Origin of the sequence: Halobacterium salinarum DSM 3754 (assembly GCF_008124605.1) — an archaeon.
Classification (GTDB): Archaea; Halobacteriota; Halobacteria; order Halobacteriales; family Halobacteriaceae; genus Halobacterium; species Halobacterium salinarum.
Genome location: NZ_VRYN01000001.1, coordinates 688635 through 714318, shown reverse-complemented (window position 1 = coordinate 714318; position 25684 = coordinate 688635). Strand labels below are relative to the sequence as shown.

Below are 25684 nucleotides of genomic sequence, written 5' to 3'. Positions count from 1 at the left end.
TCGCTCCACACCCGGCCGTCGGCCGCGCTACACCAGCGACCGGCCGGCCGCCGTCCACGCCCGCACGCTCCCCTCGTAGAACGACACGTCGGTGAACCCCAGCGACCGCAACACCACGAACGTGTGGCTGATCCGGCGCGCCGTGTTGCAGTACAACACCACCCGGTCCTCGCGCGTGATGCCGTGCTCGGCCAGCACGTCCTCGATCGCCGCCCGGGATTTCAACCCCCGCGTGTCGTCGTCGACGAACGCCGTCCACGTGACGTTCACCGCGTCCGGAATGTGGCCGTCGGCGAACTCCGCCGGGTCCCGCGTGTCAACGACCACGGCCGCATCGCTGGCGGCCGCGTCAGCCACCGCCTCGGTCCCCACGAACACGTCAACGCCCCGCTCACCGGGCTCGTACGTCGTTTCTTCTACTTCCGGCGTCCCGGTCGTGGTTTCGTGCTCGCGCACCCACGCGCTGTAATCCCCGTCCAACACCGCCACGTCGTCGTGCCCGTGGTACAGCGCCGTCACGAGGAACCGCGCCGCGAACACGCCGTGGGTGTCGTCGTACGCCACCAGCGTGTCCCCGCGCTCGACGCCCGCCGCCGACAGCACCGCCGCCCACTCCTCGGCCGGCGGCAGCATCCCCTGTGGACCGTCCGCGCTCCGGAACGCATCGAAGGGCACGTTCACCGCGCCCGGCACGTGTCCGATGCCGTCGTACTCCCAGGCGTCGCGCACGTCCACCACACGCACCGACGCGTCGTCCTGTTCGTCGAGCCAGTCCGGTGTCACCACCCAGTTGTCCGACATCACTCACCCGTTCGAGCCGCCGGCGTATAGCACTCCGGCCTCCGGCACCACGACCCCACACGAATGGGGGGTTTTCGCCGCCGGCACCGAGAGTTATGTACGTGGGCGTTCACCCATTGCGTATGGCAGATTACGCCACCGACGTACTCGTCACCGCCGACTGGGTCGACGACCGCCTCGACCAGTTCCGGAGCGACGACCCCGACCACCGACTCGTGGAGGTCGACGTCGACACCGAAGCCTACGAGGAGTCACACGCCCCCGGTGCCATCGGGTTCAACTGGGAGACCCAACTGCAGGACCAGACCACCCGGGACATCCTCGACAAGGACGCCTTCGAATCGCTGCTGGGCAGCCACGGCATCACCGAGGACTCCACGGTCGTCCTCTACGGCGACAACTCCAACTGGTTCGCCGCCTACGCCTACTGGCAGTTCAAATACTACGGCCACGACGACGTGAAACTCCTCGACGGCGGCCGGGACTACTGGGTGGACAACGACTACCCGACCAGCGAGGAGCCGCCGTCGTTCTCCGCGACCGACTACGACGCCAGTGGCCCCTTCGAGGGCATCCGGGCGTACCGCGACGACGTCGAGAACGCCATCGACAAGGGCCTGCCGCTGGTCGACGTGCGCTCGCCCGAGGAGTTCAGCGGCGAGATCCTCGCGCCGCCAGGCCTCCAGGAGACCGCCCAGCGGGGCGGCCACATCCCCGGCGCGGAGAACATCTCGTGGGCCGCCACGGTCAACGCCGACGGCACGTTCAAGTCCGCCGACGAACTCCGATCGCTGTACGCCGACCAGGGCATCGACGGCGACGAAACCACCGTCGCGTACTGCCGCATCGGCGAGCGCTCCTCGATCGCGTGGTTCGCGCTCCACGAGCTGCTGGGCTACGACAACACCGTCAACTACGACGGCTCCTGGACGGAGTGGGGCAACCTCGTCGGCGCGCCCGTCGAGACCGGCGAGTGAGCGTCACCGACTGACCGACGCGACCCGCCCCGCAGCCGGCCGCCCGGATCGCCGACGCCAGCATACAAGCCGCCAGCGCCCCAACGCCTCAGCATGGACGCCAGCGAACTTCACGACGCAGTCCGCACGGCCAACGACACCGCGCTCTCGCGGCTCGGCTCCTCGAAGTCGCTGTACGCCGACACCGGCGGGGAGATGGACCCTGACCCGGTGTTGGTGGCCGCCGCGGACGCCGAATACGCCGCCGCCGAAACGTTCGCCGCGTGGGCGGACACCGAACCCCACGCCGACGCCCAGGCGGCGTTCGCCACCACCGCAAGCGAGGAACGCGACCACTACGACGCCGTCCGCGGGGAACTCGACGCCCACGAGCCCGCCTCTGACGACGCGAACGCGATGCACACCCACCTCCGGGGCCTCGACACCACTGCCGCTCGCCTCGGCGGCCTCCTGGGGCGCATCCTCGCCACGGAGAAATCAAAAGAACAGTTCACGGGCTTTTTCGTCGGCCAGGCCGACCCCCAGACCGCACAGCTGTTCCGCGACCTCAAGGGCGACCTCGACGACCAGCTAGAACGCACGCTCGACCTCCTCGACGCCGTCTGTGCGGCGGACGACGACTGGCAGACCGCCAGTGACGCCGCCGACGCCGCCATCCAGGCGGCCTACGACGAGTACACCGCCCAGCTGGAGTCGATGGGCGTCAACCCCAAGCCGGTCTGCTAGCCCGCCGGGCGCGCTCCTGAAGTGCGCCCCGCACGTACCCCGGTGTAATGAGTGACGCCAGCGGCCCCCTCCAGCCGGACCGACCCGAGGCCGACGTGCCGTTCCGCGTCGAAGCGCCCTTCGACCCGGCGGGCGACCAGCCCGACGCCATCGCGGAACTGGTCGCGGGCTACGAGCAGGGCGCACAGCAGCAGACGCTGCTCGGCGTGACCGGCTCCGGGAAGACCAACACCGTCTCGTGGGTCGTCGAGGAACTCCAGCAGCCCACGCTGGTCATCGCGCACAACAAGACGCTTGCCGCACAGCTCTACGAGGAGTTCCGGTCGCTGTTCCCCGACAACGCCGTGGAGTATTTCGTCTCCTACTACAACTACTACCAGCCCGAGGCGTACGTCGAGCAGACCGACAAGTACATCGAGAAAGACGCCTCGATCAACGACGAGATCGACCGGCTGCGCCACTCCGCGACGCGGTCGCTGCTGACCCGCGACGACGTCATCGTCGTGGCGTCGGTGTCCGCGATCTACGGGCTCGGGGACCCGCGCAACTACGAGGAGATGAGCCTGCGCGTCGAGCGCGGGCAGTCCATCGGCCGCGACCAGCTGCTCGCGAAGCTCGTGGACCTGAACTACGACCGTAACGACGTCGACTTCACGCAGGGCACCTTCCGAGTCCGGGGCGACACCGTCGAAGTGTACCCGATGTACGGCCGCTACCCCGTGCGGGTGGAGTTCTGGGGCGACGAGATCGACCGCATGGCGAAACTCGACCCCCTGGAGGGCACCGTCGAGAGCGAGGAGCCGGCGGTCCTGTTCCACCCCGCCGAGCACTACTCGGTGCCCGACGCCGAGATGGAGCAGGCGATCGAGCGGATTCGAACGGACATGCACGAGCGCGTCCGGCATTTCGAGCGCACCGGGGACATGGTGGCCGCCCAGCGCATCGAGGAGCGCACCACCTTCGACCTGGAGATGATGGCGGAGGCCGGCTACTGTTTGGGCATCGAGAACTACTCGGTGTACCTCTCGGACCGCGAGGTCGGGGACGCCCCCTACACGCTGCTCGATTACTTCCCCGACGACTTCCTCACCGTCATCGACGAGTCCCACCGCACCGTCCCCCAGATCAAGGGCCAGTACGAGGGCGACAAATCACGCAAGGACAGCCTCGTGGACAACGGCTTCCGGCTGCCGACGGCCTACGACAACCGCCCGCTGACCTTCGCGGAGTTCGCGGACAAAACCGACCGCACGCTGTACGTCTCCGCGACGCCGGGCGACCACGAGCGCGCGCAGTCCGCGAACGTCGTCGAGCAGATCGTGCGCCCCACACACCTCGTCGACCCCGACATCTCGATCGCCGACGCCACCGGGCAGGTCGAGGACCTCATGGACCGCATCGACGAGCGCGTTGCCCGCGACGAGCGCGTGCTCGTCACGACGCTCACGAAACGCATGGCCGAGGATCTCACCGAATACCTCGAAGAAGCCGGGGTGGCCGTCGAGTACATGCACGACGAGACGGACACCCTGGAGCGCCACGAACTCGTGCGCGGGCTCAGACTGGGCGAGTACGACGTGCTCGTGGGCATCAACCTCCTGCGGGAGGGGTTGGACATCCCGGAGGTCAGCCTGGTGGCGATCCTCGACGCCGACCAGCAGGGGTTCCTGCGCTCGGAGACCAGCCTCGTGCAGACGATGGGGCGCGCCGCCCGGAACGTCAACGGCGAGGTCGTCCTGTACGCCGACGAGACCACGGACGCGATGCAGGCCGCCATCGACGAAACCCAGCGCCGCCGCCGCATCCAGCGGGCGTTCAACGAGGACCACGGCACCACACCGACCACCATCGAGAAAGCCGTCGGCGACATGAACCTCCCCGGTGCTGAGACCGACACCGCCGACGTCGCCGGGGACGCCCCCAGCGACGAGCAGGAGGCCGCCCTGCTCGTCGAGGACCTCGAAGCACGCATGGAAGACGCCGCGAGCAACCTCGAGTTCGAACTCGCCGCCGACATCCGCGACCGCATGCGGGAGCTCCGCGAGGCGTTCGACCTCGACGGCGGCGACGCCCCCGAGGACCCCGGCGGCGTCGCACCCGAAACCGAGGACTGGTGAGACAGCCGGGAAAACGACCTCCTCGCCGACCGACGCGTCCAGCAGCTCCGCATGGACCCCGTCTACGGCACCGACAACCCCTTCCCGTGGATGACCGAGCAGGCCGAGTTGAACACTGAGACGAACTTCGTCGAGCGCAACGTCTCGGAGTACCAGCAGGGCGGCTCCCTCGACTGGGACTGACCGCCACGCTCACAGCCGCTTGGCGATGGTTTCGGCGGTCGCCTCGCCGACACCCGCGACATCCCGGAGGTCCTCCACCGACGCCTGTCGCACGCCCGCAACGCTCCCGAACCGCCCCAGCAGCCGCGCCCGCAGCTCCGGCCCGACGCCCGTGATGCCGTCCAGCGCCGTCGTCACGTCGTCGCGCAGCGTCCGGTGGTACGCCACCGCGAACCGGTGGGCTTCGTCGCGGACGCGTTGCAGGACGTGCAACTGGGGGGCGTCGCTCCCCCAGTCGTACGTGCGGTCGGGCGTCACCACGACCTCCTCGTCTTTCGCCAGCGCGATCACGGCGTCGGGGCCGTCCCAGCCGGCGGCCTCAACGGCGTCAAGCGCGGCGTCCAGTTGCCCCCGGCCGCCGTCCACCAGCAACACGTCCGGGTCCGGCCGGTCGTCGCGGCCGTCGACGGCGCGCTCTGCCCGCCACCCCACCAGCCGGCGCATGTTCGCGTAGTCGTCGTTCTCCTCGTCGAGTTTCTTGCGGCGGTAGTCCGCCGTCTCCGCGCTGCCGTCCACGAAGCAGACGTTGCTGCCGACGACCTCCCGGCCCTGGGCGTGGCTCACGTCAACCCCCTCGATGCGCTCGGGCCGCCGGACGCCCAGCGCGTCAGCCAGCGCCCCGAGTTCGTCGCCGCCCCCGGCCCGGCGGTGCGCGTTCTTCAGTGCCAACTCCACGAGCCTCGCCTCCCGGCCAGCACCCGGAACGCCAACGGCCACGTCCGCGGCGTCCAGCCACGCCGCCACCTCGTCGTCGCCATGGGGTTCGGGCAACAGGATGCGCTCGGGCAGGTCGCGCTCGGCGTAGTACTGCACGAGGAACGCCGCCAGCACCGCCGCCACCCGATCCTCGCCCTGCGGGGCGTCCAGTCGATGCTGGTCGCGCTCGACCAGCTGCCCGCCCTCGGCGTGCAGCCGCGCCACCGTCGCGGCGTCGCCCTCCACGGCGACGCCCAGCACGTCAGTCGACGCCCCGGCGTCCGCGTCGCCGGCGGCGACCGCCGCGCCGCCGCCCACGTGGAACCCCTCGACGACCGCCAGCCGATCCCGGAGGTTCGCCGCGCGCTCGAACGCCTCGGCCTGCGCCGCCGCCTCCATCTCCCGCCGGAGTGGATCCGCGAGCGCGCCCGTCTCCCCCTCGAAGAACCGCGTCGCGCTCTCGACGGCTTCGCGGTACTCGCGCTCGCCGATCGCGCCCGTGCACGGTGCGGCACACAACCCCATCTCGTAGTCCAGACACGGCCGCTCGCGGTCCCGGTACTTGTGCTCCGAACACCCACGCAGCCCGTACACCGACCGCACCGCTTTCACGACTGTCTCCACGTCCCCCTTGTCGGTGTAGGGGCCGAACGCCGCCGCCCCCGGGTCCGGGTCCCGCGTCACCTCGATCCGTGGCGCTTCCCGGTGGCTGGTCACCTGCACCAGCGGATAGGACTTGTCGTCTTTCAGGCGGACGTTGTACCGCGGCTGGTGGCGTTTCACCAGGTTCGCTTCGAGCAACAGCGCCTGCGTTTCGGTGTCCGTCACGGCCACGGTCACGTCGTCGGCGCGCGCCACCATTCCGGCGATGCGCTCGCTGCGCGGGTCGCCGTACGACCGCACCCGGTCGCGGATGTCCACGGCCTTCCCCACGTACAGCACTCGCTCCCCGTCGGCCGTCCCATCTGGGTCGCGCGCGACGAACTGGTAGACGCCCGGCTCCGCCGGCAGCTCGCTCGCGCGCGCCCGCACCTCGTCGCCGTTCATCACACCCACGTACGCCCGCGACGGCTTTCAACCACCGGGTCTCCCACCCCATCCACCGGTGGACTTACGGGCCACCCAGTGGACGCCACTGACAATGGCCACGCCGAACACCCCACGCGAGTCGTCGCTGTTGTACGACACCAAACTCGACTACGTCATCGCCGCCTTGCTCGTCGTTCAGGGGCTCATCATCGCCCTCATCGGGCTGTTGCTCGTCAACCTCGACCGCAGTGCTTTCGCCACCGATCTCGCCGCCGAACTCACCGCGGACCCGGAGTTCACGTTCTCCATCTCCCAACCGGCGCTTGCCGCCGCCATTGAGACCCTCCTCACGTGGACTGCCATCGGGTTCCTCGTCGCCGGCGTCGGCACCGTCCTCATCGCCGCCTCGTTCTTCCGGTACCGGGGCCGCGTCCGCGACCTGATCGCCGTCGGTGACAGCCCGCCGCGCTGGCACGCCCCGCTGCTCGGTGGGCTGGTGGCCACCGCCATCTCCTTCATCCCGTTCTCGCAACTCGTCGGCGGTGCCGTCGCCGGCACTGCCTCGACACGCAGCCCCACCCTCGACGGCGCACTCGCTGGGGCCGTGTTCGGCGCGCCCAGCTACGTCATCTGGGCAGCCATCGCCGCCGGCACGTTCGCCGCCGGCACCCCCTTCCTCATCATCGTTGTCCTGATCTCCCTCCTCCTGACCGTCGCAATCAACGTCGTGTTGTCGGCCGTCGGTGGGTTCGCCGCCCGACTGCTCTCGTAGCGCCGTCGCGCTCCGCGCCACGACGAACGCTTCAAGGAGTCGCTCACCGAACCCTCACGCATGAGCGACACCGAGCGCGCATGGCTGGTCTTCCGCGAATACACCGACAAGGGCCTGTTGAGCCTGACGTACGCCACGCCCGACGGCGAACACGTCCACCGCAAACAGCGCTCGCTGAACGCCGGCGACCCCACCGCCGCCGTGGATGTCGCCGCCGACGACCTCGACCCCGTCGAGGACCCCGCCGATGTCGACCGCTACGGCACGGAGGCGTCCCGCATGCGCGACGAGCACGACCCCGACGACACGGTGTAACGCCGCGCTCGCTGGCGCTGAGAACCACCCCAACCGATTTACCAACACGTGTAATCGGAGCAAACGTATGCCAGCGATCGAACTCAGCGGCGTCTCCAAGCGCTATGGGGACGTTACCGCCCTCACAGACCTCAACATAACGGTCGACGAGGGCGAGATATACGGCTTCCTCGGCCCCAACGGGGCGGGGAAATCGACGGCGATCAACATCCTTCTGGACTTCGTGCGGCCGACCACCGGAAGCGCAACGATTATGGGGTACGACGCGCAGGCCAACTCCCAGGCGATCCGCCAGCGCATCGGCGTGCTGCCCGAGGGGTTCTCGGTCTACGACCGCCTCACCGCACGCAAACACGTGGAGTTCGCCATCGACTCCAAGAACGCCACCAACGACCCCGATGCGCTGCTCGACCGCGTCGGCATCCCGGAGGCCGCCGACCGCAAAGCCGGCGGGTTCTCGACGGGAATGCGACAACGCCTCGGGCTCGCCATCGCGCTCGTCGGCGACCCCGAGATGCTGCTGCTCGACGAACCCTCCTCCGGGCTGGACCCCAACGGCGCGCGGGAGATGCGGTCGATCCTCACCGAGGAAGCCAACCGCGGCACGACCGTGTTCTTCTCCAGTCACATTCTCGGCCAGGTTGAGGCCATCTGTGACCACGCCGGCATCCTGCAGAACGGCACGCTCGTCGCCGAGGACTCCATCGACGCGCTCCGGGAGGCCACCGACGCCACCACCACGCTGACGGTCACCCTGGACGCGGTCACTGACGACGCCGTCGCCGCCGCCAACGCCATCCCCGGCGTCTCGGAGGTGTCCGTCGATGCCTCCGATCTGGTCGTTCGGACCGGCGACGCGTCGAAAACGGACGTCCTCGACGCCATCGAATCCACCGGCGCGACCGTCCAGGACTTCGCCACCGAAGACGCGTCCCTGGACGACGTGTTCTCCGCCTACACGACGGAGGAGATGCCCGCATGAGCTGGGCCGCGATCGCACGCAAGGACTTCAGCGACGCCGTCCGATCGAAAGCCCTCTGGGCGCTCACGGCGTTGTTCGTGGTGTTCATGCTGGGTGCTGCGGCCGGGTACGGATACTACTTCGACACCAGCACCCTCGGGCTGTTAACCGTTCTCTCGGGTCCGGTCAACTTCCTCATCCCGATCACCGCCCTCCTCGCCACGATCCACTCGATCAGCGGCGAACTCGAATCCGGCACGTCGAAGTTACTGCTGTCGCTGCCGCACACCCGCCGCGACGTCGTCATCGGGAAGATCGTCGGCCGCAGCGCAGTCATGCTCATCGCCGTCTTCATCGGTGTGATGTCCGCCGGCGCATACGTGTTCGCCGTGTACACCACCGTAGACGCCATCAACTACCTGGGATTCGCCGTGTTCGCGCTCCTGCTTGCGCTGGTCTACACCTCGATCGGCGTCGGGCTATCGGCGCTCGCTCGCTCCACATCACGGTCAACCATCATCGCCGCCGGGTTCTACACGCTGCTCAGTTTCGTCTGGCCGCTGATCCTGTCCGTCGTCGCGTACACCACGTCCGAGGACTCCATTCTTAATCTCACCCCTGGACGGCGTCAATTCCTCAACCAGATCCCGCCGACGGACGCGATTACCACTGCCCGTGCGGGGTTCACGAGTGTAATGAACACCCCTGCCGCATTGGCCACCAGCAAGTGGGTCCTCCTCGTGATCGCCATCGCGTGGCTCCTCGGTGTGCCCGCGATCGGCTACTGGCGGTTCAACACCCGCGACCTCTAGACTACGGCTCCCACCGGTACCGGGTCGTCGGTTCGCCGGCGAACACCGGTCCCGGGCCGGCGCTCTCGAAGGACGCAGCTACCAGCGCTGCCGTGATGTCGTCCGTTCCGTTGGCCGGCCGGACGACTTCCACCGGCAACGTCTCCCGGGTCGCAAACGTCTGTGGCGGGTCGAGCAACGCCTCGACCGCTTCGGCGTCTCCCGCGATGCGCGTGATGTGTACTGCGTCCCGTCCTGTCTCGTAGGACAGGAACCCGATCACGTCCTCGTCGTCGCCGTCGTCGGCCACCGCGACCTGAACGGTCCGGTCACGGATGAGCCGGGCGGCGTCGATGTCGGCCGCCGCGAGCCCCGCCACCGCAGCCGTGTCGCCGGCTGTCGCGTCCCGAACGTGCATACACACGCCTACACCGCCCGCCCTCTTGAAACTCGTGTGCGGGCCGGCCGGCAACCTTCTCACCCATGCAAGCAGTTATCTACGGTGGCTCCCATAGCCGGCGGCAATGAGTACGGGACGCTGTACGGGTGACCGCCGGTGCGCGTAGTCACGAAGTTCGGCGGCACCAGCCTCGGGAGCGGCGACCGCGTGGAGCGCGCTGCGGACTCCATCGCGGACGCCGTTGCGGCCGGCCACGAGATCGCGGTGGTGGCGTCGGCGATGGGCAACACCACCGACGAACTGCTCGACGACATCACGTTCGACGCCGACGAACCCGACCGCGCGGAGATCGTCTCGATGGGCGAACGCACGTCCGTGCGCATGCTGAAGGCCGCGCTGGCCGCTCGCGGCGTCGACGCGACGTTCCTCGAACCCGGGACCACCGACTGGCCGATCGTCACCAACGAGCGCGGTGAAGTCGACGCCGACGCGACGGCCGCCGGCGTTGACCGCCTCGCGGGCCGGCTCGGGGACACCGTCCCCGTGATCACGGGGTTCCTCGCCGAGGACCCACAGGGCAACGTCACCACGCTCGGGCGCGGCGGCTCGGACACGACCGCGGTGATGCTCGGGCGGTACCTCGACGCCGACGAGGTCGTCATCGTCACCGACGTGGAGGGCATCATGACCGGCGACCCCCAGGTCGTCGAGGGCGCACGCAACGTCGGCCGCATCACCGTCGACGAACTCCGCAACCTCTCGTTTCGCGGCGCGGAAGTCATCGCGCCGTCCGCGCTCTCGTTCAAAGACGACGCCCTCGACGTCCGCGTGATCCACTACCAGCACGGCGACCTGCTGTCCGGGGGCACGCGCATCGAGGGCACCTTCGAGAGCATGATCGACATGCGGGACTCGCCGCTGGCCTGTCTGACCGTCGCCGGGCGTGCCATCCGCAACCGCCCCGGCATCACGTCCGCGCTCTCGACGGCGCTCTCTGACAGCGACATCAACGTCGACGCCGTGGCCTCCGGCATGGACTCGATGACGTTCTACGTCGACGAGTCGGTGGCCGAGCGCGCCGAGAACATCCTCCACCAGGAGGTCATCGCCGTCTCCGAGCTGTCCTCGGTCACCGTCACCGACGACATCGCGGCGATCCGCGTGCTCGGCGGCGAACTCCCCAACCGCCCGGGCGTCCTCTGTCGCATCATCGACCCGCTTGCCGACCGCAACATCAACGTCATCGACATCATCTCCTCGGCCACCTCCGTCGCGGTTTTCGTCTCCTGGGCGGACCGCGAGCCGGCCCTCGATGTCGTCCAGAACGGCTTCGGCTCGTAGCCAACCCCACACCACCGCACGCAGTTGTACACCGCCGTACGGAGTTCTCACGCCGGACCTATGGCGGTCGCCGTTCTCCCGGTTTCGTATGCGTTCTCACACAGCCACGATGGTCGACCGCATCGAGGACACCAGCCGGGCGGACCGCGAGGCAGCGCTCGCCGACGCCGGCCACAACGTCTTCGAACTCGCAAGCGACGACGTGGCCGTCGACCTGCTGACCGATTCGGGAACCGGAACCATGAGCAACGACCAGTGGGCGGCCATGCTGCAGGGCGACGAAGCCTACGCCGGCAGCGCCAGCTTCGACGACCTCGCGGCCGCCGCCGAGGACGTGATGGGGTTCCAGCACATCATCCCCGCCCACCAGGGCCGGGGCGCTGAAAACGTCCTCTACGGGGCGGTGCTCTCGGCTGGCGACACCGTTCTGAACAACGCCCACTTCGACACCACGCGGGCGCACGTCGCCGCCAACGACGCCACGCCCGTCGACTGCCCCGTCGACGGCGCGCGCGACCCCGACACCGACGCCCCGTTCAAGGGCAATTTCTCGGTCGAACGCGCCCGCCGCGTCGTCGACGACGTCGGCGCGGACGCCGTCCCCGTCGTCGTGCTCACCATCACCAACAACTCCATGGCCGGCCAGCCGGTCAGCATCGAGAACACCCGCGAGGTCGCCGCGTTCGCCGACGACATCGACGCCACGTTCGTCATCGACGCCTGCCGGTTCGCCGAGAACGCCCACTTCGTCCAGCAGCGCGAACCCGGCTACGAGCACGACTCCGTCGCCGCCATCGCCCGCGAGCAGCTCTCGTACGCCGACGCCTGCGTCATGAGCGGGAAGAAAGACGGCCTGGTCAACGTCGGCGGGTTCGTCGGCCTCCACGACGACGGCCGCCTCCACGAGCAGTGCCGCCAGCGCGGCATCCTCTACGAGGGCTTCTCGACGTACGGCGGGATGTCCGGCCGCGACATGGCGGCGTTCGCCGTCGGCCTCCGGGAGGCCGTCGAACCGCCGTACGTCGCCGAACGCGTCGCCCAGGTCCAGCGGCTCGCGGACGCCCTCACCGACCGCGATGTCCCCATCTACCAGCCGGCCGGCGGCCACGCCGTCTACATCGACGCCAACGCCGCGCTCCCCCATCTCCCACGCGAGCAGTTCCCCGGGCAGGCGTTCGTCTGTGAGCTCTACCGCGAGGGCGGCGTTCGCGCCGTGGAACTCGGCCGGTTCGCGTTCCCCGACACCGACCGCCGCGACCTCGTTCGGCTCGCGCTCCCCCGCCGCACGTACGGTCCCGACCACCTCGACCACGTCGCCGACACCGCCGCCGCGGTCTGCGAGCGTGGCACCGACGTCACCGGCCTGGAGATCGTCTCCGAACCCGAACTGACCGAACTCCGGCATTTCTCCGCGGCCCTCCAGCCGGTCGCGTAACCCGCCTACCGGCCGCTCGCCAGCCGGTCGGCAGTCCGGGCCGGCAGCCCCGCATCCGAGACCGCCGCCTGCACAGCGTCGATGTCGTACTCGACGCGGTGCTCGGTCACCGACAGGTCGTCGACGTCCACGACCGCGTACGCCGCCCGCGGGTCCTCGTCGCGCGGTTGTCCGACGCTGCCCGGGTTCATCACGATGCCTGCCGCGTACGTCTCGTGGTGCTGGACGTGCGTGTGTCCCAGGATCAACACGTCCTCGATCGGGGTGTCGTCGTCGGTGCCACGCCCCAGCAGCGACGGCTCGAACTCGTCGGGGTAGGTGTACTTGTCCCGGAACTCGGGGTGGTCGTGGATCACGCGCACGCGCCCGTCTGCGAGCCGCTGCTCCGCGGGCCGGTTCTCGATCCACGTCCGCTGGACGTCGTGTAGCTCCTCGACGGCGTGTTCGATGCCGGCCTGCGCCATGCCGTTCCCCTGGAAGTTCTGCCCGGTCGCCACCATCCGGTCGTGGTTGCCCATCACCGTCGGCACGCCGCGCTCCCGCAGCGTGTCGACACACGCGGCCGGCCACGGATTGTAGCCCACCACGTCGCCCGCGCACACGAGTTGATCGACCGCCGGCATGTCCGCGAGCACGGCCTCCAATGCAACCAGGTTCGAGTGGATGTCCGAGACAACGCCGATTCGCATACGTACGTCTCGGTCGTCCCCGGTCTTAGTTCTCCGGTCGCCCCGCTAGGGATCGTTCACCACGGCGGTGTCGTAGCCGTCGCCCACGCCCCGCCGGCTGACGCCGGCCGCACACACCGCGTGTTCGAACGCCGCGCTGTACGCCTCACGCGCCGCGTCCGCAGCCGTCGCGGCGTCGAAGCCGATCGCCTCGGGCGCGTCTTTCTCGTAGGTCGCGACCAGCGTCGGCTCCTCGACCGCCCGCACGAGCACTGCGTCCGCGCGCACGATCCCGACGTACGCGGTGCCGTCGGACGCCAGCACGCCCGCGATCCGGGGTGTGTCGTAGTCGTCTTTCTCGTAGTCCATGGCCAGCAACGCCTCCGTGAGCGCGTCCCGGGGCGGGTATCCGCGCTCGACTTTCTCCGTGATCGGGTCGACGTGGCTGCCGTTGCCCACGACGGCGTGTCCGCCGGCCGTCCGCACGCAGTTGTACGACACGTAGGGGTTGGTCGTCTCCTCGGCGTCGGCCGTCGGCACCACCGTCAGCCCCGCCGGGCGCTCGATGAGCTTGCGGTTCGGGAACGACCGCGAGGACACGCGGTACGCCGCAACCGACGGCCCCACGACGACGAACCGTCCGATGTACATACGCGTCCGTGCATTCTCGGGCCGCAAATAGGCGTCGATATACCCACGTATACGCTGTGGGTGGCTCGCCCGCGGCTGTCGGCGCTGCTTCGCAACACTAATAACCACCACACCCGTTTTGTCTGGTGCAGCCACGCAGTCCCGTAGGGTAGTGGCCAATCCTGAAGCCTTCTGGGGGCTTCGACGGAAGTTCGAATCTTCCCGGGACTACTTCTGGCGTACACGACACCCCTACCCCGGGGTCGCCCACGCTACCGCTCCACATTCCGAACGCGAAAACCGCCGGACGGCGGCCAGTCACAACCCCTTTGTTTCAACTGGAACCTGCTTACTTTTCCACGTCCAGCAACGCCACCCGCTCACGCACCACGCCGGCCAGTGATCCGTCGACCGCCGCCATCTCCGCCTCACTCACGTCGAAAAACGCCCGCAACACCGCCGGCTCACTCGCCGCCCCAACCACCGGCTCCACGGACGCCAACATCGCCGCCACCGCGTCAGCCGCCGCCGCCTCGTCGCCCCCACCAGCCACCACCACACACACCGGCTGTCGCCCCTCGTCCACACCCATGTCGAGTGCGCGCCGGATCTGCCGGCGGCCGGCCGCGTACAACAGGATCTCCACGGCGCGCTCGTCGGCGACGTTCGCCCCGCGATCGAACGCCCGCGCAGCGTGTGTTACCGCGCTCTCCACGTGCTCCCGGCCGGCGACGTACGCCGCGTCGAACGCCTGCACCGCCACCCCGTGCTCGTCGCCCACCGCCCCCAGCGACGCCACGAACGCGTCCACGTCCTCGACCACCGCGACGCCCTCGACGATCCTCACGAGAAATCACCCAGGCTCGCCTGCCCCTCGTCGCCGCCCGCCTCACCGCCGGACTCCGGGGCCGCATCCGTATCGGCGGCCACGCCATCCATCCCGGGGTCGGGATGGCCGACGGTCTCCAGGATCCGCTCGGCGGTGGCCGCCCGCCCACGCACCGCCCCCAGGACCACGGCTTTGTCGGCGTTCCGGAGGTCCGCCCGCGACTCCACGCCCGCGTTGTACAGCCGCCGCGCGCGCTTCCGCCCGACGTCCCGCACCCCCGCGAGCCCCAACAACTCCTCGCGGACCCCGTACTGGACGCGCTTGCGGGCCTCACGGACCGCCGGCCCACACTCCACGTCCAACTCCCCCGCCAACCGCTCGGCGGCGTTCAACAGCCACTCCGCGGTCTCCACCTTCCCCCGAATATCCCCCGGTCCCACGTCGTAGCGCTCGGCGATGCGCTCCTCGTCGAGCTCCGACGCCCAATCCGCCATGAGCCGCGCCGTCTTCAACGCCGACAGCCAGTCCTCGAACTCCGCCTGCTCCTCGCGGGGCGTCGCCCCCAGCAGCTCGTCCTCGTGCTCGTAGGCGACCTCCGTGTACTGCTCGCGGTCCCCCGACCGGAGATACAGCTCGTACATGTCCGGCGTCCGACTCACGAGGTGGTACAGCCCCAGCGGCGTCGGCTCCACGCTCGCGTCCGCCGGCAGCGCCGCGTCGTCGCCCAGCTCGCTGGCCGGCCGAAACGCCCCCTTATCGTCGGTCTCGGTGGCGTCCCGCGCCGCATCGCGCAGCCCGTCGATGATCGTCGCCGCGCTCATCGGATCGACGTACAACCGACTCACCAACTGCCCGGTGGCGGTCGCACGCAACGCCGCGCCGTCGCGCTCCACGAACCCGTTCCGGTCGAGGTAGCGCAACACGTCCCCCGTGACCGACCGCAACCGCCCCGTGTCGTCGGTCTGCGTGGCGTACAGCGTCCCTCCGAGGAACTCGTGGAGGCCGTCCTCGGTCGTCGTGAACCCGGTCGCGATGGCGGCCAGCACGTGCGTCCGGAGCGCCGGCTCGGCCGCCAGCTTCGACCGCACCGGCTCCGGGTCGGCGTACACGTACCGGTCGAACAGCTCCTCCAACTCGTCGTGGCTGTTCGCCAACAGCACGGCCTCCCCGTACGGGTCCAACCCCGGCCGGCCGGCACGCCCGAACATCTGGTGGACCTCAAGCACGTCCAGGGGCTGCATCCCACCGGCCGTGCCGTCGTAGCGCTGCCAGTCCCGCACCACGACCCGCCGGGCGGGCGTGTTCACGCCCGCCGCCAGCGTCGGCGTCGCCGACACGGCTTTCACCAGCCGATCCCGGAACGCCTCCTCAACGAGTTCGCGGTGCTCGCGCGCGAGGCCGGCGTGATGGAACGCCGCTCCCGACGCGACGGCGTCGGCCAGCTCGTCGCTGGTTTCGGTGTCGCTGACCCCGCGGATCTCCGCGGCGATGTCCGCCAGCCGCTCGCGCTCGGCCGACGACAGCGCGTTCCCGGTGACATCGGCCAGCCGGCGCGCCGACGCCTCGGCGTTCCGCCGCGAGTTCACGAACACCAGCGTCGACCCGTCGTCGGCCAGCGTGTCCGCCACCACGGCCGCCGTCTGGCTGCCCGACCCCACGGAGAGTTCGGCCTGGGTGCCGTCGTCGTAATGCAGCGACTGCCCGTAATGCACGCCCGTCCGCAACTCGATGGGCCGCCAGTCCGAATCCACCAGCTCGGCGTCCAGCCACGCCGCAAGCTCGCCGGCGTTCCCGACCGTCGCCGACAGCGCAACCACCTGCAGATCGGCCACCTGCTGGCGGAGCTTCGCCAGCGTCACCTCCAACGTCGGCCCGCGGTGGTCGTCGTCCACGAGATGGACCTCGTCGGCGACCACGCAGGACAGATCGTCGATCCACCCGGCCCCGTTCCGCACCAGCGAATCCACCTTCTCGGAGGTCGCCACCACGATGTCGTTGTCGGCCAGCCGCGCGCCGTCGCGCTCGTAGTTCCCCGTCGACACGCCCACCGAGAGCCCGAACCGCTCGAAGGCCTCGAACTCCTGGGCTTTCTCCCCCGCCAACGCCCGCAGCGGCACGATGTAGAGCGCGGTGCCGTCCCCCGAGAACGTGGGGCTGTCACCGCCCTCGGCGATCGCCGACAGCATCGCCAACTGCGCGATCAGCGTCTTCCCGCTCGCCGTCGGCACGCTGGCCACCAGGTTCGCGCCCTCGGTGACGCCTCTCTCGACGGCCTCGGCCTGTGGCGGGTACAGCTCTTCGACGCCCTCGCCCTCGAAGTGGTCGGCGACACCGCCGGGCAGCCCGGGCACGTCCGCAACTCTCATTGGCCCGCAGTAGGCTCGTCCCGTGGTTTAAACTGTCGGGCCGGCCCCGGCAGGAATATACACCCGCCGCGTCCACGTCCGGGTATGCGAGTCGAATTCGACCGGGACACCTGCATCGGGATGTTCCAGTGTGTCGCGGAATGGGGCGACGGCTTCGACGAAGACATGGACGCCGGGAAGGCGGTGCTCGTCGACGGCGACGCGATCGGGGACGACGTGTTCGCCGTCGACGTGCCCGACGGCGACGAACTGGACGCGAAGTTCGCGGCCCGCACCTGTCCGGTCGACGCCATCACCGTCTACGACGACGACGGCGAGCAAGTCGTCCCCTGACCACAGAATCAGCCGGAGTCGGGCGTTACGCGATCTCGTCGTACTGCGCGGAGAGCTTCCCGGCGGCCTCGTCCAGGAGGTCGCGCTCGTCGGCCGTGAGCTCCCACTCGACGACCTCTTCGACGCCGTCGGAGCCGAGCTTCACCGGGACGCCCAGGCCCACGTCGTCGAGGCCGTACTCGCCGTCGAGCACCATCGACCCGGGCAGCACTTCGCCGGTGTCGTTGAGGATGGCTTCGACCATGTGGGCGACGCCGGTCGCCGGCCCCCACTGTGTCGCGCCCTTCTTCTCGATGACGTTCATCGCCGACTCCTGGAGGTCCGCGAGGATCTCCTCGCGCTCATCGGCGCTGAACGCGGGGTCGGTGCCGTTGACGCGTACCTTCGAGAACACGGGCACCTGGGCGTCGCCGTGCTCGCCGAGGATGGTCGCGTCGACGTTCTGGACGGGGACATCGAAGCGCTGCCCCAGGACGTACCGGAAGCGCGCGCTGTCCAGGCGGCCGCCGAACCCGACGACCGAGTGGCGGTCGCGGTCGCCGCTCTCGTAGAGGTGGCGGTTCAGGAGGTCAACGGGGTTCGACGTGGTGACGGTCACGAAGTCGTCGTTGTGCTCGGCCAGCGACGAGCCGATGTCCTCCATGATGGGCGCGTTGTCGCCCGCGAGGTCCGTGCGGCTCTGGCCGGGCTGGCGGGGGATGCCGGCCGTGATGACGACCACGTCGGAGCCGGCGGTGTCCGCGTAATCGCCCTGCACGACGTCGGTGTTGGCGTCGTAGGCGACGCCGTGATTGGCGTCGGCCGCCTGGCCGATGGTCTCCTCTTCCTTGTCGGGGATGTCCACGAACACGAGTTCGTCGACCACGTCGCGGAGCGCGAGGTTGTAGCCTGCGGCAGCACCAACCGTTCCGGCCGCACCCACAATGCTGACTTTCGTCATATCACGTAATTCACCACCGGCGAATCCGTTAAGCGCTTCGATACCCCCGGCGTGATGCCACGAACACCGCCCGAAAGCCCGACAACCACCGAATCATGGTTCGACACGCATCGAATACAGGTGGTGTCCGCCATCGCCCGCAGCCTTTTCGACGCTCCCGACCGATACGCCACCCATGAGCAACACCGACGACGGCTTCGACAAGGAAGCCGCCCGCGAGGAACTCCGCGAGAAATACAACGCAGACCAACAGGACCGCGAGGAAACCGCACGCATGAGCGACCTCCTCCTGCAGGGCGCAACCATGACCAACGACCACTGCGACCGCTGTGGCACCCCCCTGTTCCGACACGACGGCGAGACGTTCTGCCCGACGTGCCAACACGACGACAACGACGACGAACCCACTGCCACGACGCAGTCCGCGCCCGACCGCTCACCCCCCGCGGACCCACAGGCAACGCCACCGTCCTCGCCACCCACGACGCCCGACACCTCCTCCAGCACGGCCGCTGCAACCGACGACGTCCCGACGGCTGCCGCCCGCGACCGCCCCGAACACGCCCCCACCGCCGAACCCACAACCCCAGCCACTGAGGAACTCGAATCCACCATCGCCGCGCTCGCGCGCCGCGCGAGCGACGCCGACGACCCCCGAACCGCCCGCGAATACCTCGAAGCGGCTCACGAAGCCGCCGCCGCCCTCGACACCCTCCGGCCCTAGTCGTCCCCTCCTGGTGCCGCCGCGCCGTCGCGGTGGCATGCGGTTGGCCGCCCCGTCCCATCCTCGTCCAACGGTGGCGACTCCCCTTCGCAGACGGTCTCGAACTCCTCGGCGAGCACCGCCCGCCCGTCCTCGACGTCGCCGCGCACGATGTCGTCCAGCGCCGCCTCCAGGGTGGCCTCCGCCGACGGATCGGTGAGCGTCTCGGGGATGTCGTGCTCGCGGCGCAGCTCCGCCTTCATCGCGTCAGCGTCCGCCGGCGACACCGACGCGTCGTCCTCCACGCCGACGAACGCCCGAAGCCCCGCAACGTCGACGCCGTGGCGCTCCACCGCAACCCGGAGGTTCATCACGCCGCGCCAATGCGCCTGCTCGAAGTCGTAGCCGTCGGGCTGGATCACCTCCGGACACCGCGTGTGGAAGTTACAGCCCGTCGGCGGATCGGACGGCGGCGGGACCTCCCCACGAAGCCCCGCATCGGTCCCCCGGGACTCCACCCCGACCGTCGGAATCGACCGAAGCAGCGCCCGCGTGTAGGGGTGTTCGGGGTCGTTGAACACGTCCTCGGTCCGCCCCATTTCCACGATCTCACCCAGGTACATCACCGCAACCCGATCGCACACCTCGCGCACCACCCCCATGTCGTGGCTGATGAACAGCACTCCGAGGTTGAACTCCGCCTGGATGTCGTTCAGCAGCGTCAACACCTCCGCCTGCACGCTCACGTCGAGCGCCGACACCGGCTCGTCGGCGACGATGAGTCGCGGGTTGACCACCAGCGCCCGGGCGAGCGCAACCCGTTGCTTCTGGCCGCCGGACAGCTCGTGAGGATACCGGGCGGCGTCCTCACCGCTCATTCCAACGCGTTCGAGGAGATCCCGCGCGATCTCCAAGCGCCGGCTGCGTGGCCCCACGCCGTGGATCTTGAGCGGCTCGGCGACCGACTCGCCGGTGGTCATCCGCGGGTCGAAGCTCGAATCCGGGTTCTGGAAGATCATCTGGGCCTCCCGCCGGAACCGCTTCAACGCCGTGTCGTCGTACGCGGTGACGTCTTCCCCGTCGAAGTAGACGCTGCCGGCGGTCGGGTCCGTGAGCCGGAGCACGGACTCCGCCACCGTCGACTTCCCACACCCCGACTCCCCCACGATCCCCAGGGTTTCGCCCGCCCGCACCTCGAACGACACCCCGTCCACCGCGCGAACCCGTCCGACCTCCGTCCGCAGTACGCCCTCCGTGATCGGGTAATGCTTCTTGAGGCCGTCCACTCGCATCAACGATTCCGCGGCGTTCGACTCCGTGTTCACGATCTGCTTGCTCATTGGTGTCCTCCAGTCGCGCCCTCGCCGCCGGCCAGTTCCCCCTCGTCGTGCTCGGCGTCGTAGTAGACACACGACGCCTCGTGGGTGTCGCCGTTGTCGACGCCCCACAACGGCGGCTGGTCGCCGCTCCGACACGCCTCGGTGGCGTGCTCACAGCGCGGCGAGAACCGACACCCTGCCGGCGGGTCCGTGACGTCGGGCAGCGACCCCTCGATCCGATCCATCGACCCGCCACGCCCCGGCAGACAGTCCATCAACGCCCGCGTGTACGGATGCGATGGGTTCCGGAAGATGTCCTCGACGGTCCCGGTCTCCATGACCTTCCCGGCGTACATCACGACGACGCGATCCGCGATCTCCGAGACCACCCCCAGGTCGTGGGTGACGAAGATGATCCCCATGTCGTGTTCGGCCTGGAGGTCTTCGAGCAACCGCAGGATCTGGCCCTGGATGGTGACGTCGAGGGCCGTCGTGGGCTCGTCGGCGATGAGCAGGTCGGGATCACAGGCCAGCGCCATCGCGATGAGCACGCGCTGTTTCATCCCGCCGGAGAACTCGTGTGGATAGTCGTCGACGCGCGCGCTCGCCTCCGGAATCCCGGTCTTATCCAGCAGGTCGACGACCTGCCGTTGAACCGGCACCTCGGGGTCGCCGTGGTCGTGGATCCGGATCGCCTCCCCGATCTGGCGGCCAACCGTATACACCGGGTTCAGGCCGTTCTGTGGGTTCTGGAAGATGTGGCTGATGCGCTTCCCGCGCACGTCCTGGAGTGCCGTCTCCGAGAGCGTCGTGAGGTCCATCCCATCGAAGGTGATCGTCCCGCCGACGATCTCCCCCGGCGGCGTGTCGAGAATCGACGTGATGGACTCACTCGTGACCGTCTTCCCGCTGCCGCTCTCCCCGACGATCGCCACGGTCTCCCCGTGGTCGACGTCGAAGCTCACTCCGTCCACCGCAAACACCGTGCCGGCGTCGGTGTGGAACTGCGTCTCCAGGTCCGACACCGAGAGCAACGGCTCGCTCACAGCCCCCCACCTCCGTCGACCTCCTGGCGGGGGTCCATGGCGTCACGCAACGACTCCCCGACGTAGTAGAACGACAGCACCGTCAGGAACAGGAACACGCCGGGGATCGTCGCGATCCACCACGCGCTGGCGAGGTTCACCTGCCCGGTGGCGATGGTCCGCCCCCACGAGTACGTGGTCGGGTCGCTGAACCCGAGAAACGCCAGTGACGCCTCGCCGAGAATGAACCCCGGAATCCCGACCGTCGCGCTGATGATGATGCTGTTCGCCGAGTTCGGAATGAGATGTTGGCGCACGATGTAGAGCATGTTCGCACCCGAGGCTTCGGCGGCCGTGATGTACTCCTCGGAGGCGCGCTGCAAGGCCTCCCCGCGCACGGTTCGAGCGATCCCCTCCCAACTGAAGAACCCGAACAGGAGGATGATCATCCACAGCTCGCTCCCGAACAAGTACGTCAACAACAACAACAGCATGAAATCCGGGAACACCGACTGCACGTCGACGTACCGCATCAGCAACTCGTCGATCCGGCCGCGGCCGACCGACGTCGCGAACGCCGCGACGGCACCGACCGCCGACCCGATGATGACCGAGAAGATGGTCGCGATGAGCCCGACCTCCATGCTCACGCGCATCCCGTACACCACGAGCGTGAGGATGCCCTGGCCTTTCGCGGACGTTCCCAGTGGGTACTGCCAGGTGCCGGTTTTCACGACGCCACCGACGGTCGTGCTCATGCCAACCGGCGGCACGCTCTGGTTGGTGAACTGGGTCGTCGGCGGGTCGATGAGCAGCGGCCCGAGGACCCCCACGACGAACATGACCGCCAGCCAGCCCAGCGCCACCACGGCGACCTGATTCTTCTTGAACCGCTGCCAGTAGAACGCCCGCAGCCGCGGCTTCTGGGAGAGCGGAATCACCGCGTGGAAGACGATGGCGATGAGCGTCCCGATGAACAGCCACTCCACGCTCAACACGTCCCAGCGAAACACCAGCGGCCCAGTGTTCCACGTGTAGTCATAGACGAACGCCGCGATCAGGCCCAGATACGACAGCAGCTCCGCGAGCCCGGCCCGCGAGACACCCAGCGTCGAGATGCCCTGGGCGTCCCAGTCGATGTCCTCGAAGGTAGCGGTGTCGGCGTCTTCGGCGGCCATACTACCGATCACCGTAGTCGATCCGTGGGTCAAGGATGGTGTACGACACGTCCTCGATGAGGTTCCCGATGATCGCCAGGAAGACGGTGATCATCGTGGTTGCGAGCACGAGCGTCGTGTCCTGCTCGGTGATCGCGGTGAACGTCATCAACCCCAGCCCGGGAATGGAGAAGATCTGCTCGATGATGACCGACCCCGACCAGAAGATGGCCAGCAGGCTGCTGACGAAACTCGTCGTCAGCGGCACCGCGGCCATCCGGAAGACGTGGTGTATCATGAGCCGCCACTGGCTGGCCCCCTTCGCCTTCGCGACCTTCACGAACTCCTGGTTCATCTGCTCGATGGCCTGCGCCCGAGAGTACCGCATCTGCCACGCCAGCGAGGCCGTGAGCAGGACGAAACTCGGTATCAGGAGCTGTGTGATGTTCGCCATCGAGGCCCACCCCTGGTTTATCGGGATGCCGCTCTGGTAGTACGTCGAGATGAACTCGAAGTGCGTTCCTAACAGGATGATGAGCACGAGCGCGAACCAGAAGTTCGGAATACTGATGCCGAAAAACCCGACGAACGATCCCAGGTAGTCCGCCTTCGTGTACGGCTTGTACGCCGAATACAGCCCCAGTCCGTACCCGAGTATCGTCGACACCACGAGCACGGGAATGGCGTACTGGGCGGTGTACGGCCACGCCTCCGAGATCGCCGCCATCACCGACTGCGACCGGGATTCGGACCACCCCCAGTTCAGCGTCGCCATGTTCGTCACGTAGTTGACGTACCGCTCGGTGATGGGTTTGTCCAGGTTCTGCCGTTCACGGTACTGTTCTCTGCACTGCTGTGCGTCGCCGCCCGACGCCGAACAACTCATCACCGACTTCGTCTGTCCGGTGTCCGGCGACGCGACGAGCAGCCCGAACGTCAGGGTCAACGCGATCCACATCACCACGAACGTCCAGAGCACGCGTTTCACGATGTACCATTTCATAGTTGTGATCCCTCTGAACTGGTGGCTTAGCGGCCGCTGGCTCCGTCGGAGAAGTACATCTCCGAATACCGCTCTTCGACGTAGTAGTCGTTTGCGGGGCTGTCCGGAATGTTCTCGACGCTGTCGTTGTACGCGTAGAAGTTGTACGGGTTGTACTCGAAGATCACCGGCCGCTCCTCGGAGAGGTACTCCAGCATCTCCGTGATCTTCGCCTTCGCGGCGTCGCGACTCGCAGCCGTCTGGGCCGCATCACGCATTCCGGCGAGGTCTCTATCCGGCGCATAGCCGTAGGAGTTGAACGACTGTTCGGTGCCGAAGAGGTTCGTGATCGTCTGGGCGGGCGTGTTCGGTCCATAGTCGAAGCCGAGTGTGAGCATGAAGTCCCACGGCTGGGCCGACACCGCTTCGTCCTGTGGGCCGCGGTTGTAGTCGGACGGCTGCCTGTTCTCGTCGCCGTATCCGGGCTCCCCCGAGAAGCCTGGTGCCGTCTCCGTCGTTTTGAAGTAGTTACTCATCAGGTTCGGCCACGACGTCGTTTCCTGGTTCAGCTTGATGCCGACCTTCCCGAGGCGCTTTTTCAGGTAGGCCGCCCGCAGGTCGTCGGTCTGCCCGGACTGGTAGACGATGGTCAACTCGACCTGGTTGCCGTCCGGTCCAACGAAGGTGTCGCCGCTGTACCCGTAGTCATTCGAGGTGCCCTCCTTGAGGAGGCGGCGCGCTTCGTCCAGCGACCCCGAGAACGTCGTGAGGTTCTCGGTCGCGTACGGCCCCCAGGTCGGATGGAGCGTGTTCTGGACGCCGGCCCGCCCGTTGAGGATGTTCTCGACGATGAACTCGTTGTGATAGATGTGCGCCATCGCGTGCCGGACCTTCTTGTTCCGGAGCTGCGTCCAGCCGTTCGCACGGTGGTTGATCCCCAGATACCCGGACCACGACCGGTACGGGTTCTTATACAGTTCGATACCGCCCTGGTCGCGGAACTCCGGGACGTCCGTGGAGGGGATACTCACTCGGTCTATCTCCCCGCCTTTCAGCGCTTCACGAGCCGTACTCGCTTTGTTGAAGTACTGCACGTGGTACTCATCGAAATACGGCGCGTTCGCCATCACCTCGGGCACGCGATCGTCGCGTTTCGCCCACTTCCGGAGGTAGTAGTCCTCAGCCCGCTCGAAGGCCATGACCGACTGCTGGGACCAGCGCTTGAGGTCCCACAGCCCGAGGTTGCCGTTGAACGCAGCCCGCATCACCTCCTCGTCCTGTTCGAGGCCGTCGGCGTCCTCGGCCTCGACGTACGGCTTCGCGAGCGCTTTCGGGATCGGGAACATCCCGCCGAGGGGCTCGTTGTACGGGAAAAACGGTCGCGGCTCCGGGATCGTCTCTCGGATCGTGTACTTGTCGACTTTCTCGAACGTGATCGGGGTGTTGTCAGCCCCGACGTTGAACAGGTGACTGTAGGTGAACGCCGTCCAGTCCGGCCGCCAGAGGTTGTTGACGTTCCAGAGGTAGTCGTCGGCGGTCAACTCCCCGTAGCCGTTGCCGTATTCGAGGTTGTCCCGGAGCGTGATCTCGATCTGGTCGACGGGCTCGGACACCGAGAAGTCCTCGAACCACAGCGGCAGGATGTCCTCGTACGCCTCCCCGGTCCGCGAGAACCCCGCATCCATCACTGCCTCGACGCGAGCGGAGGTCTCTCCGTCACCGATCCGGAACGCGTTCAAGCCGTTCGTCGTCGACGTCGTTGCCACCTTGAACGTCCCACCTCGCGGGATGTTTTCGGGTTGCAGCGTCTCGGTGTCCGGCGACGACGTCTCCTCGCTGGTCGCGGTCGCCGCCGAGTCGTCGCTGCCGCCGCCCAGACAGCCCGCGACGCCCGCCGCAACCCCGGTCGCGCCGAGCGCTTTCAGCACCCGTCGCCGCGAGTGCGCCTCGCTGGTGGACTGATCCGTGTTTGGTCGTGATGGTCTCGCATGCGTGTCTCTATTTGCCATGGCACACACATACAATACATGTGGTATATATGTTTCCCATGATAGCTCAGTATGCCCACACGACGAGTCGTGAGAAACGGCTGCGCCGATCCAACGACCGGGGTTGATCGCCCAGCACGCCGAACCGCGGCTGAGCGCGC

The 25684-nt window shown here is 68.1% G+C and carries 24 protein-coding genes, 1 tRNA gene and 1 pseudogene; 13 read left to right on the top strand and 13 right to left on the bottom strand.

From position 1 onward, the window contains the following. Window positions 1–27: 27 nt before the first annotated feature. A complete protein-coding gene (locus tag APQ99_RS03750) occupies window positions 28–801 on the bottom strand; it encodes a sulfurtransferase (RefSeq protein WP_136361655.1) in 774 nt (257 codons plus the stop codon). Between the two features lie 116 nt (window positions 802–917). On the opposite strand from APQ99_RS03750, the gene APQ99_RS03745 reads away from it, so the two are divergent. From APQ99_RS03745 to APQ99_RS12915, 4 genes and pseudogenes are all read left to right on the top strand, one after another. Continuing rightward, window positions 918–1778: a sulfurtransferase gene (locus APQ99_RS03745; protein ID WP_346265157.1), complete on the top strand. Its 861-nt coding sequence runs from the start codon at window positions 918–920 to the stop codon at window positions 1776–1778. 93 nt (window positions 1779–1871) lie between these two features. Continuing rightward, complete coding sequence (locus tag APQ99_RS03740; protein ID WP_010903785.1) at window positions 1872–2504, top strand: hypothetical protein; 633 nt, start codon at window positions 1872–1874, stop codon at window positions 2502–2504. 47 nt (window positions 2505–2551) lie between these two features. Next, entirely contained in the window at window positions 2552–4621 is a 2070-nt protein-coding gene (gene uvrB / locus APQ99_RS03735; RefSeq protein ID WP_136361653.1) for an excinuclease ABC subunit UvrB, read from the top strand. A gap of 15 nt (window positions 4622–4636) precedes the next feature. After that, window positions 4637–4804 (top strand): annotated as a pseudogene (locus APQ99_RS12915) (ribonucleotide-diphosphate reductase subunit beta); the annotation flags it as partial. A gap of 9 nt (window positions 4805–4813) precedes the next feature. On the opposite strand, the gene APQ99_RS03730 reads toward APQ99_RS12915, so the two are convergent. Beyond that, window positions 4814–6586: an excinuclease ABC subunit C gene (locus APQ99_RS03730; protein ID WP_136361652.1), complete on the bottom strand. Its 1773-nt coding sequence runs from the start codon at window positions 6584–6586 to the stop codon at window positions 4814–4816. A 94-nt stretch (window positions 6587–6680) separates the two neighbouring features. Between APQ99_RS03730 and APQ99_RS03725 the strand changes: the two genes are divergently transcribed. The 4 genes from APQ99_RS03725 to APQ99_RS03710 all read left to right on the top strand — a co-directional run bounded on the left by APQ99_RS03725 (window position 6681) and on the right by APQ99_RS03710 (window position 9428). Then, window positions 6681–7340: a DUF5518 domain-containing protein gene (locus APQ99_RS03725; RefSeq protein WP_136361651.1), complete on the top strand. Its 660-nt coding sequence runs from the start codon at window positions 6681–6683 to the stop codon at window positions 7338–7340. A 60-nt stretch (window positions 7341–7400) separates the two neighbouring features. Further along, a complete protein-coding gene (locus APQ99_RS03720; protein ID WP_010903776.1) occupies window positions 7401–7655 on the top strand; it encodes a hypothetical protein in 255 nt (84 codons plus the stop codon). A gap of 67 nt (window positions 7656–7722) precedes the next feature. Beyond that, the gene (locus APQ99_RS03715) at window positions 7723–8637 is read left to right on the top strand and encodes an ABC transporter ATP-binding protein (protein ID WP_136361650.1); all 915 of its coding nucleotides are present in this window, start codon (window positions 7723–7725) and stop codon (window positions 8635–8637) included. Beyond that, entirely contained in the window at window positions 8634–9428 is a 795-nt protein-coding gene (locus APQ99_RS03710) for an ABC transporter permease (RefSeq protein ID WP_136361649.1), read from the top strand. Before APQ99_RS03715 ends, APQ99_RS03710 begins: the two co-directional genes overlap by 4 nt. 1 nt (window position 9429) lies before the next feature. On the opposite strand, the gene APQ99_RS03705 is transcribed toward APQ99_RS03710, so the two are convergent. Beyond that, a complete protein-coding gene (locus APQ99_RS03705) occupies window positions 9430–9825 on the bottom strand; it encodes a hypothetical protein (protein WP_010903773.1) in 396 nt (131 codons plus the stop codon). Window positions 9826–9963: 138 nt separating this feature from the next. Here APQ99_RS03705 and APQ99_RS03700 point away from each other — a divergent pair, with 138 nt between their 5' ends. Next, window positions 9964–11148: an aspartate kinase gene (locus APQ99_RS03700; protein WP_010903772.1), complete on the top strand. Its 1185-nt coding sequence runs from the start codon at window positions 9964–9966 to the stop codon at window positions 11146–11148. A gap of 88 nt (window positions 11149–11236) precedes the next feature. Beyond that, window positions 11237–12583 (top strand): tryptophanase, encoded by a 1347-nt coding sequence (locus APQ99_RS03695; RefSeq protein WP_136361648.1) that lies wholly within the window; start codon window positions 11237–11239, stop codon window positions 12581–12583. Between the two features lie 5 nt (window positions 12584–12588). On the opposite strand, the gene APQ99_RS03690 is transcribed toward APQ99_RS03695, so the two are convergent. Beyond that, the gene (locus APQ99_RS03690; RefSeq protein WP_010903770.1) at window positions 12589–13272 is read right to left on the bottom strand and encodes a metallophosphoesterase family protein; all 684 of its coding nucleotides are present in this window, start codon (window positions 13270–13272) and stop codon (window positions 12589–12591) included. 45 nt (window positions 13273–13317) lie between these two features. Further along, a complete protein-coding gene (purO, locus tag APQ99_RS03685; protein ID WP_136361647.1) occupies window positions 13318–13902 on the bottom strand; it encodes an IMP cyclohydrolase in 585 nt (194 codons plus the stop codon). Window positions 13903–14039: 137 nt separating this feature from the next. Here purO and APQ99_RS03680 point away from each other — a divergent pair. Continuing rightward, a tRNA-Gln gene (locus APQ99_RS03680) sits at window positions 14040–14112 on the top strand. Between the two features lie 118 nt (window positions 14113–14230). Here the strand turns inward: APQ99_RS03680 and cgi121 are convergent. Both cgi121 and APQ99_RS03670 read right to left on the bottom strand, forming a co-directional pair. Beyond that, window positions 14231–14728, bottom strand: coding sequence for a KEOPS complex subunit Cgi121 (cgi121, locus tag APQ99_RS03675; protein WP_010903768.1), 498 nt, complete (start codon window positions 14726–14728; stop codon window positions 14231–14233). After that, window positions 14725–17076, bottom strand: coding sequence for an ATP-dependent DNA helicase (locus tag APQ99_RS03670; RefSeq protein WP_136361646.1), 2352 nt, complete (start codon window positions 17074–17076; stop codon window positions 14725–14727). Before APQ99_RS03670 ends, cgi121 begins: the two co-directional genes overlap by 4 nt. An 84-nt stretch (window positions 17077–17160) precedes the next feature. Between APQ99_RS03670 and APQ99_RS03665 the strand changes: the two genes are divergently transcribed. Further along, window positions 17161–17409, top strand: coding sequence for a ferredoxin (locus APQ99_RS03665; protein WP_136361645.1), 249 nt, complete (start codon window positions 17161–17163; stop codon window positions 17407–17409). A gap of 25 nt (window positions 17410–17434) precedes the next feature. Here APQ99_RS03665 and mdh read toward each other — a convergent pair whose 3' ends face one another. Next, window positions 17435–18349 (bottom strand): malate dehydrogenase, encoded by a 915-nt coding sequence (mdh, locus tag APQ99_RS03660; RefSeq protein WP_136361644.1) that lies wholly within the window; start codon window positions 18347–18349, stop codon window positions 17435–17437. Window positions 18350–18524: 175 nt separating this feature from the next. Between mdh and APQ99_RS03655 the strand changes: the two genes are divergently transcribed. Beyond that, window positions 18525–19073 (top strand): Sjogren's syndrome/scleroderma autoantigen 1 family protein, encoded by a 549-nt coding sequence (locus APQ99_RS03655; RefSeq protein WP_136361643.1) that lies wholly within the window; start codon window positions 18525–18527, stop codon window positions 19071–19073. On the opposite strand, the gene APQ99_RS03650 is transcribed toward APQ99_RS03655, so the two are convergent. From APQ99_RS03650 to APQ99_RS03630, 5 genes are read right to left on the bottom strand one after another with little or no spacing between them, the layout of a single operon-like run. Beyond that, the gene (locus APQ99_RS03650) at window positions 19070–20392 is read right to left on the bottom strand and encodes an ABC transporter ATP-binding protein (RefSeq protein WP_136361642.1); all 1323 of its coding nucleotides are present in this window, start codon (window positions 20390–20392) and stop codon (window positions 19070–19072) included. The genes APQ99_RS03655 and APQ99_RS03650 overlap by 4 nt on opposite strands. Further along, window positions 20389–21417 carry an ABC transporter ATP-binding protein gene (locus APQ99_RS03645; RefSeq protein WP_136361641.1) on the bottom strand — a complete coding sequence of 343 codons (1029 nt, stop codon included), beginning with the start codon at window positions 21415–21417 and terminating at the stop codon, window positions 20389–20391. The genes APQ99_RS03650 and APQ99_RS03645 overlap by 4 nt, the downstream gene beginning before the upstream one ends. After that, window positions 21414–22574, bottom strand: coding sequence for an ABC transporter permease (locus tag APQ99_RS03640; protein WP_136361640.1), 1161 nt, complete (start codon window positions 22572–22574; stop codon window positions 21414–21416). The genes APQ99_RS03645 and APQ99_RS03640 overlap by 4 nt, the downstream gene beginning before the upstream one ends. 1 nt (window position 22575) lies before the next feature. Further along, a complete protein-coding gene (locus tag APQ99_RS03635; protein WP_010903760.1) occupies window positions 22576–23556 on the bottom strand; it encodes an ABC transporter permease in 981 nt (326 codons plus the stop codon). A gap of 26 nt (window positions 23557–23582) precedes the next feature. Continuing rightward, window positions 23583–25544 (bottom strand): ABC transporter substrate-binding protein, encoded by a 1962-nt coding sequence (locus APQ99_RS03630; protein WP_136361639.1) that lies wholly within the window; start codon window positions 25542–25544, stop codon window positions 23583–23585. Between the last annotated feature and the right edge of the window lie 140 nt (window positions 25545–25684).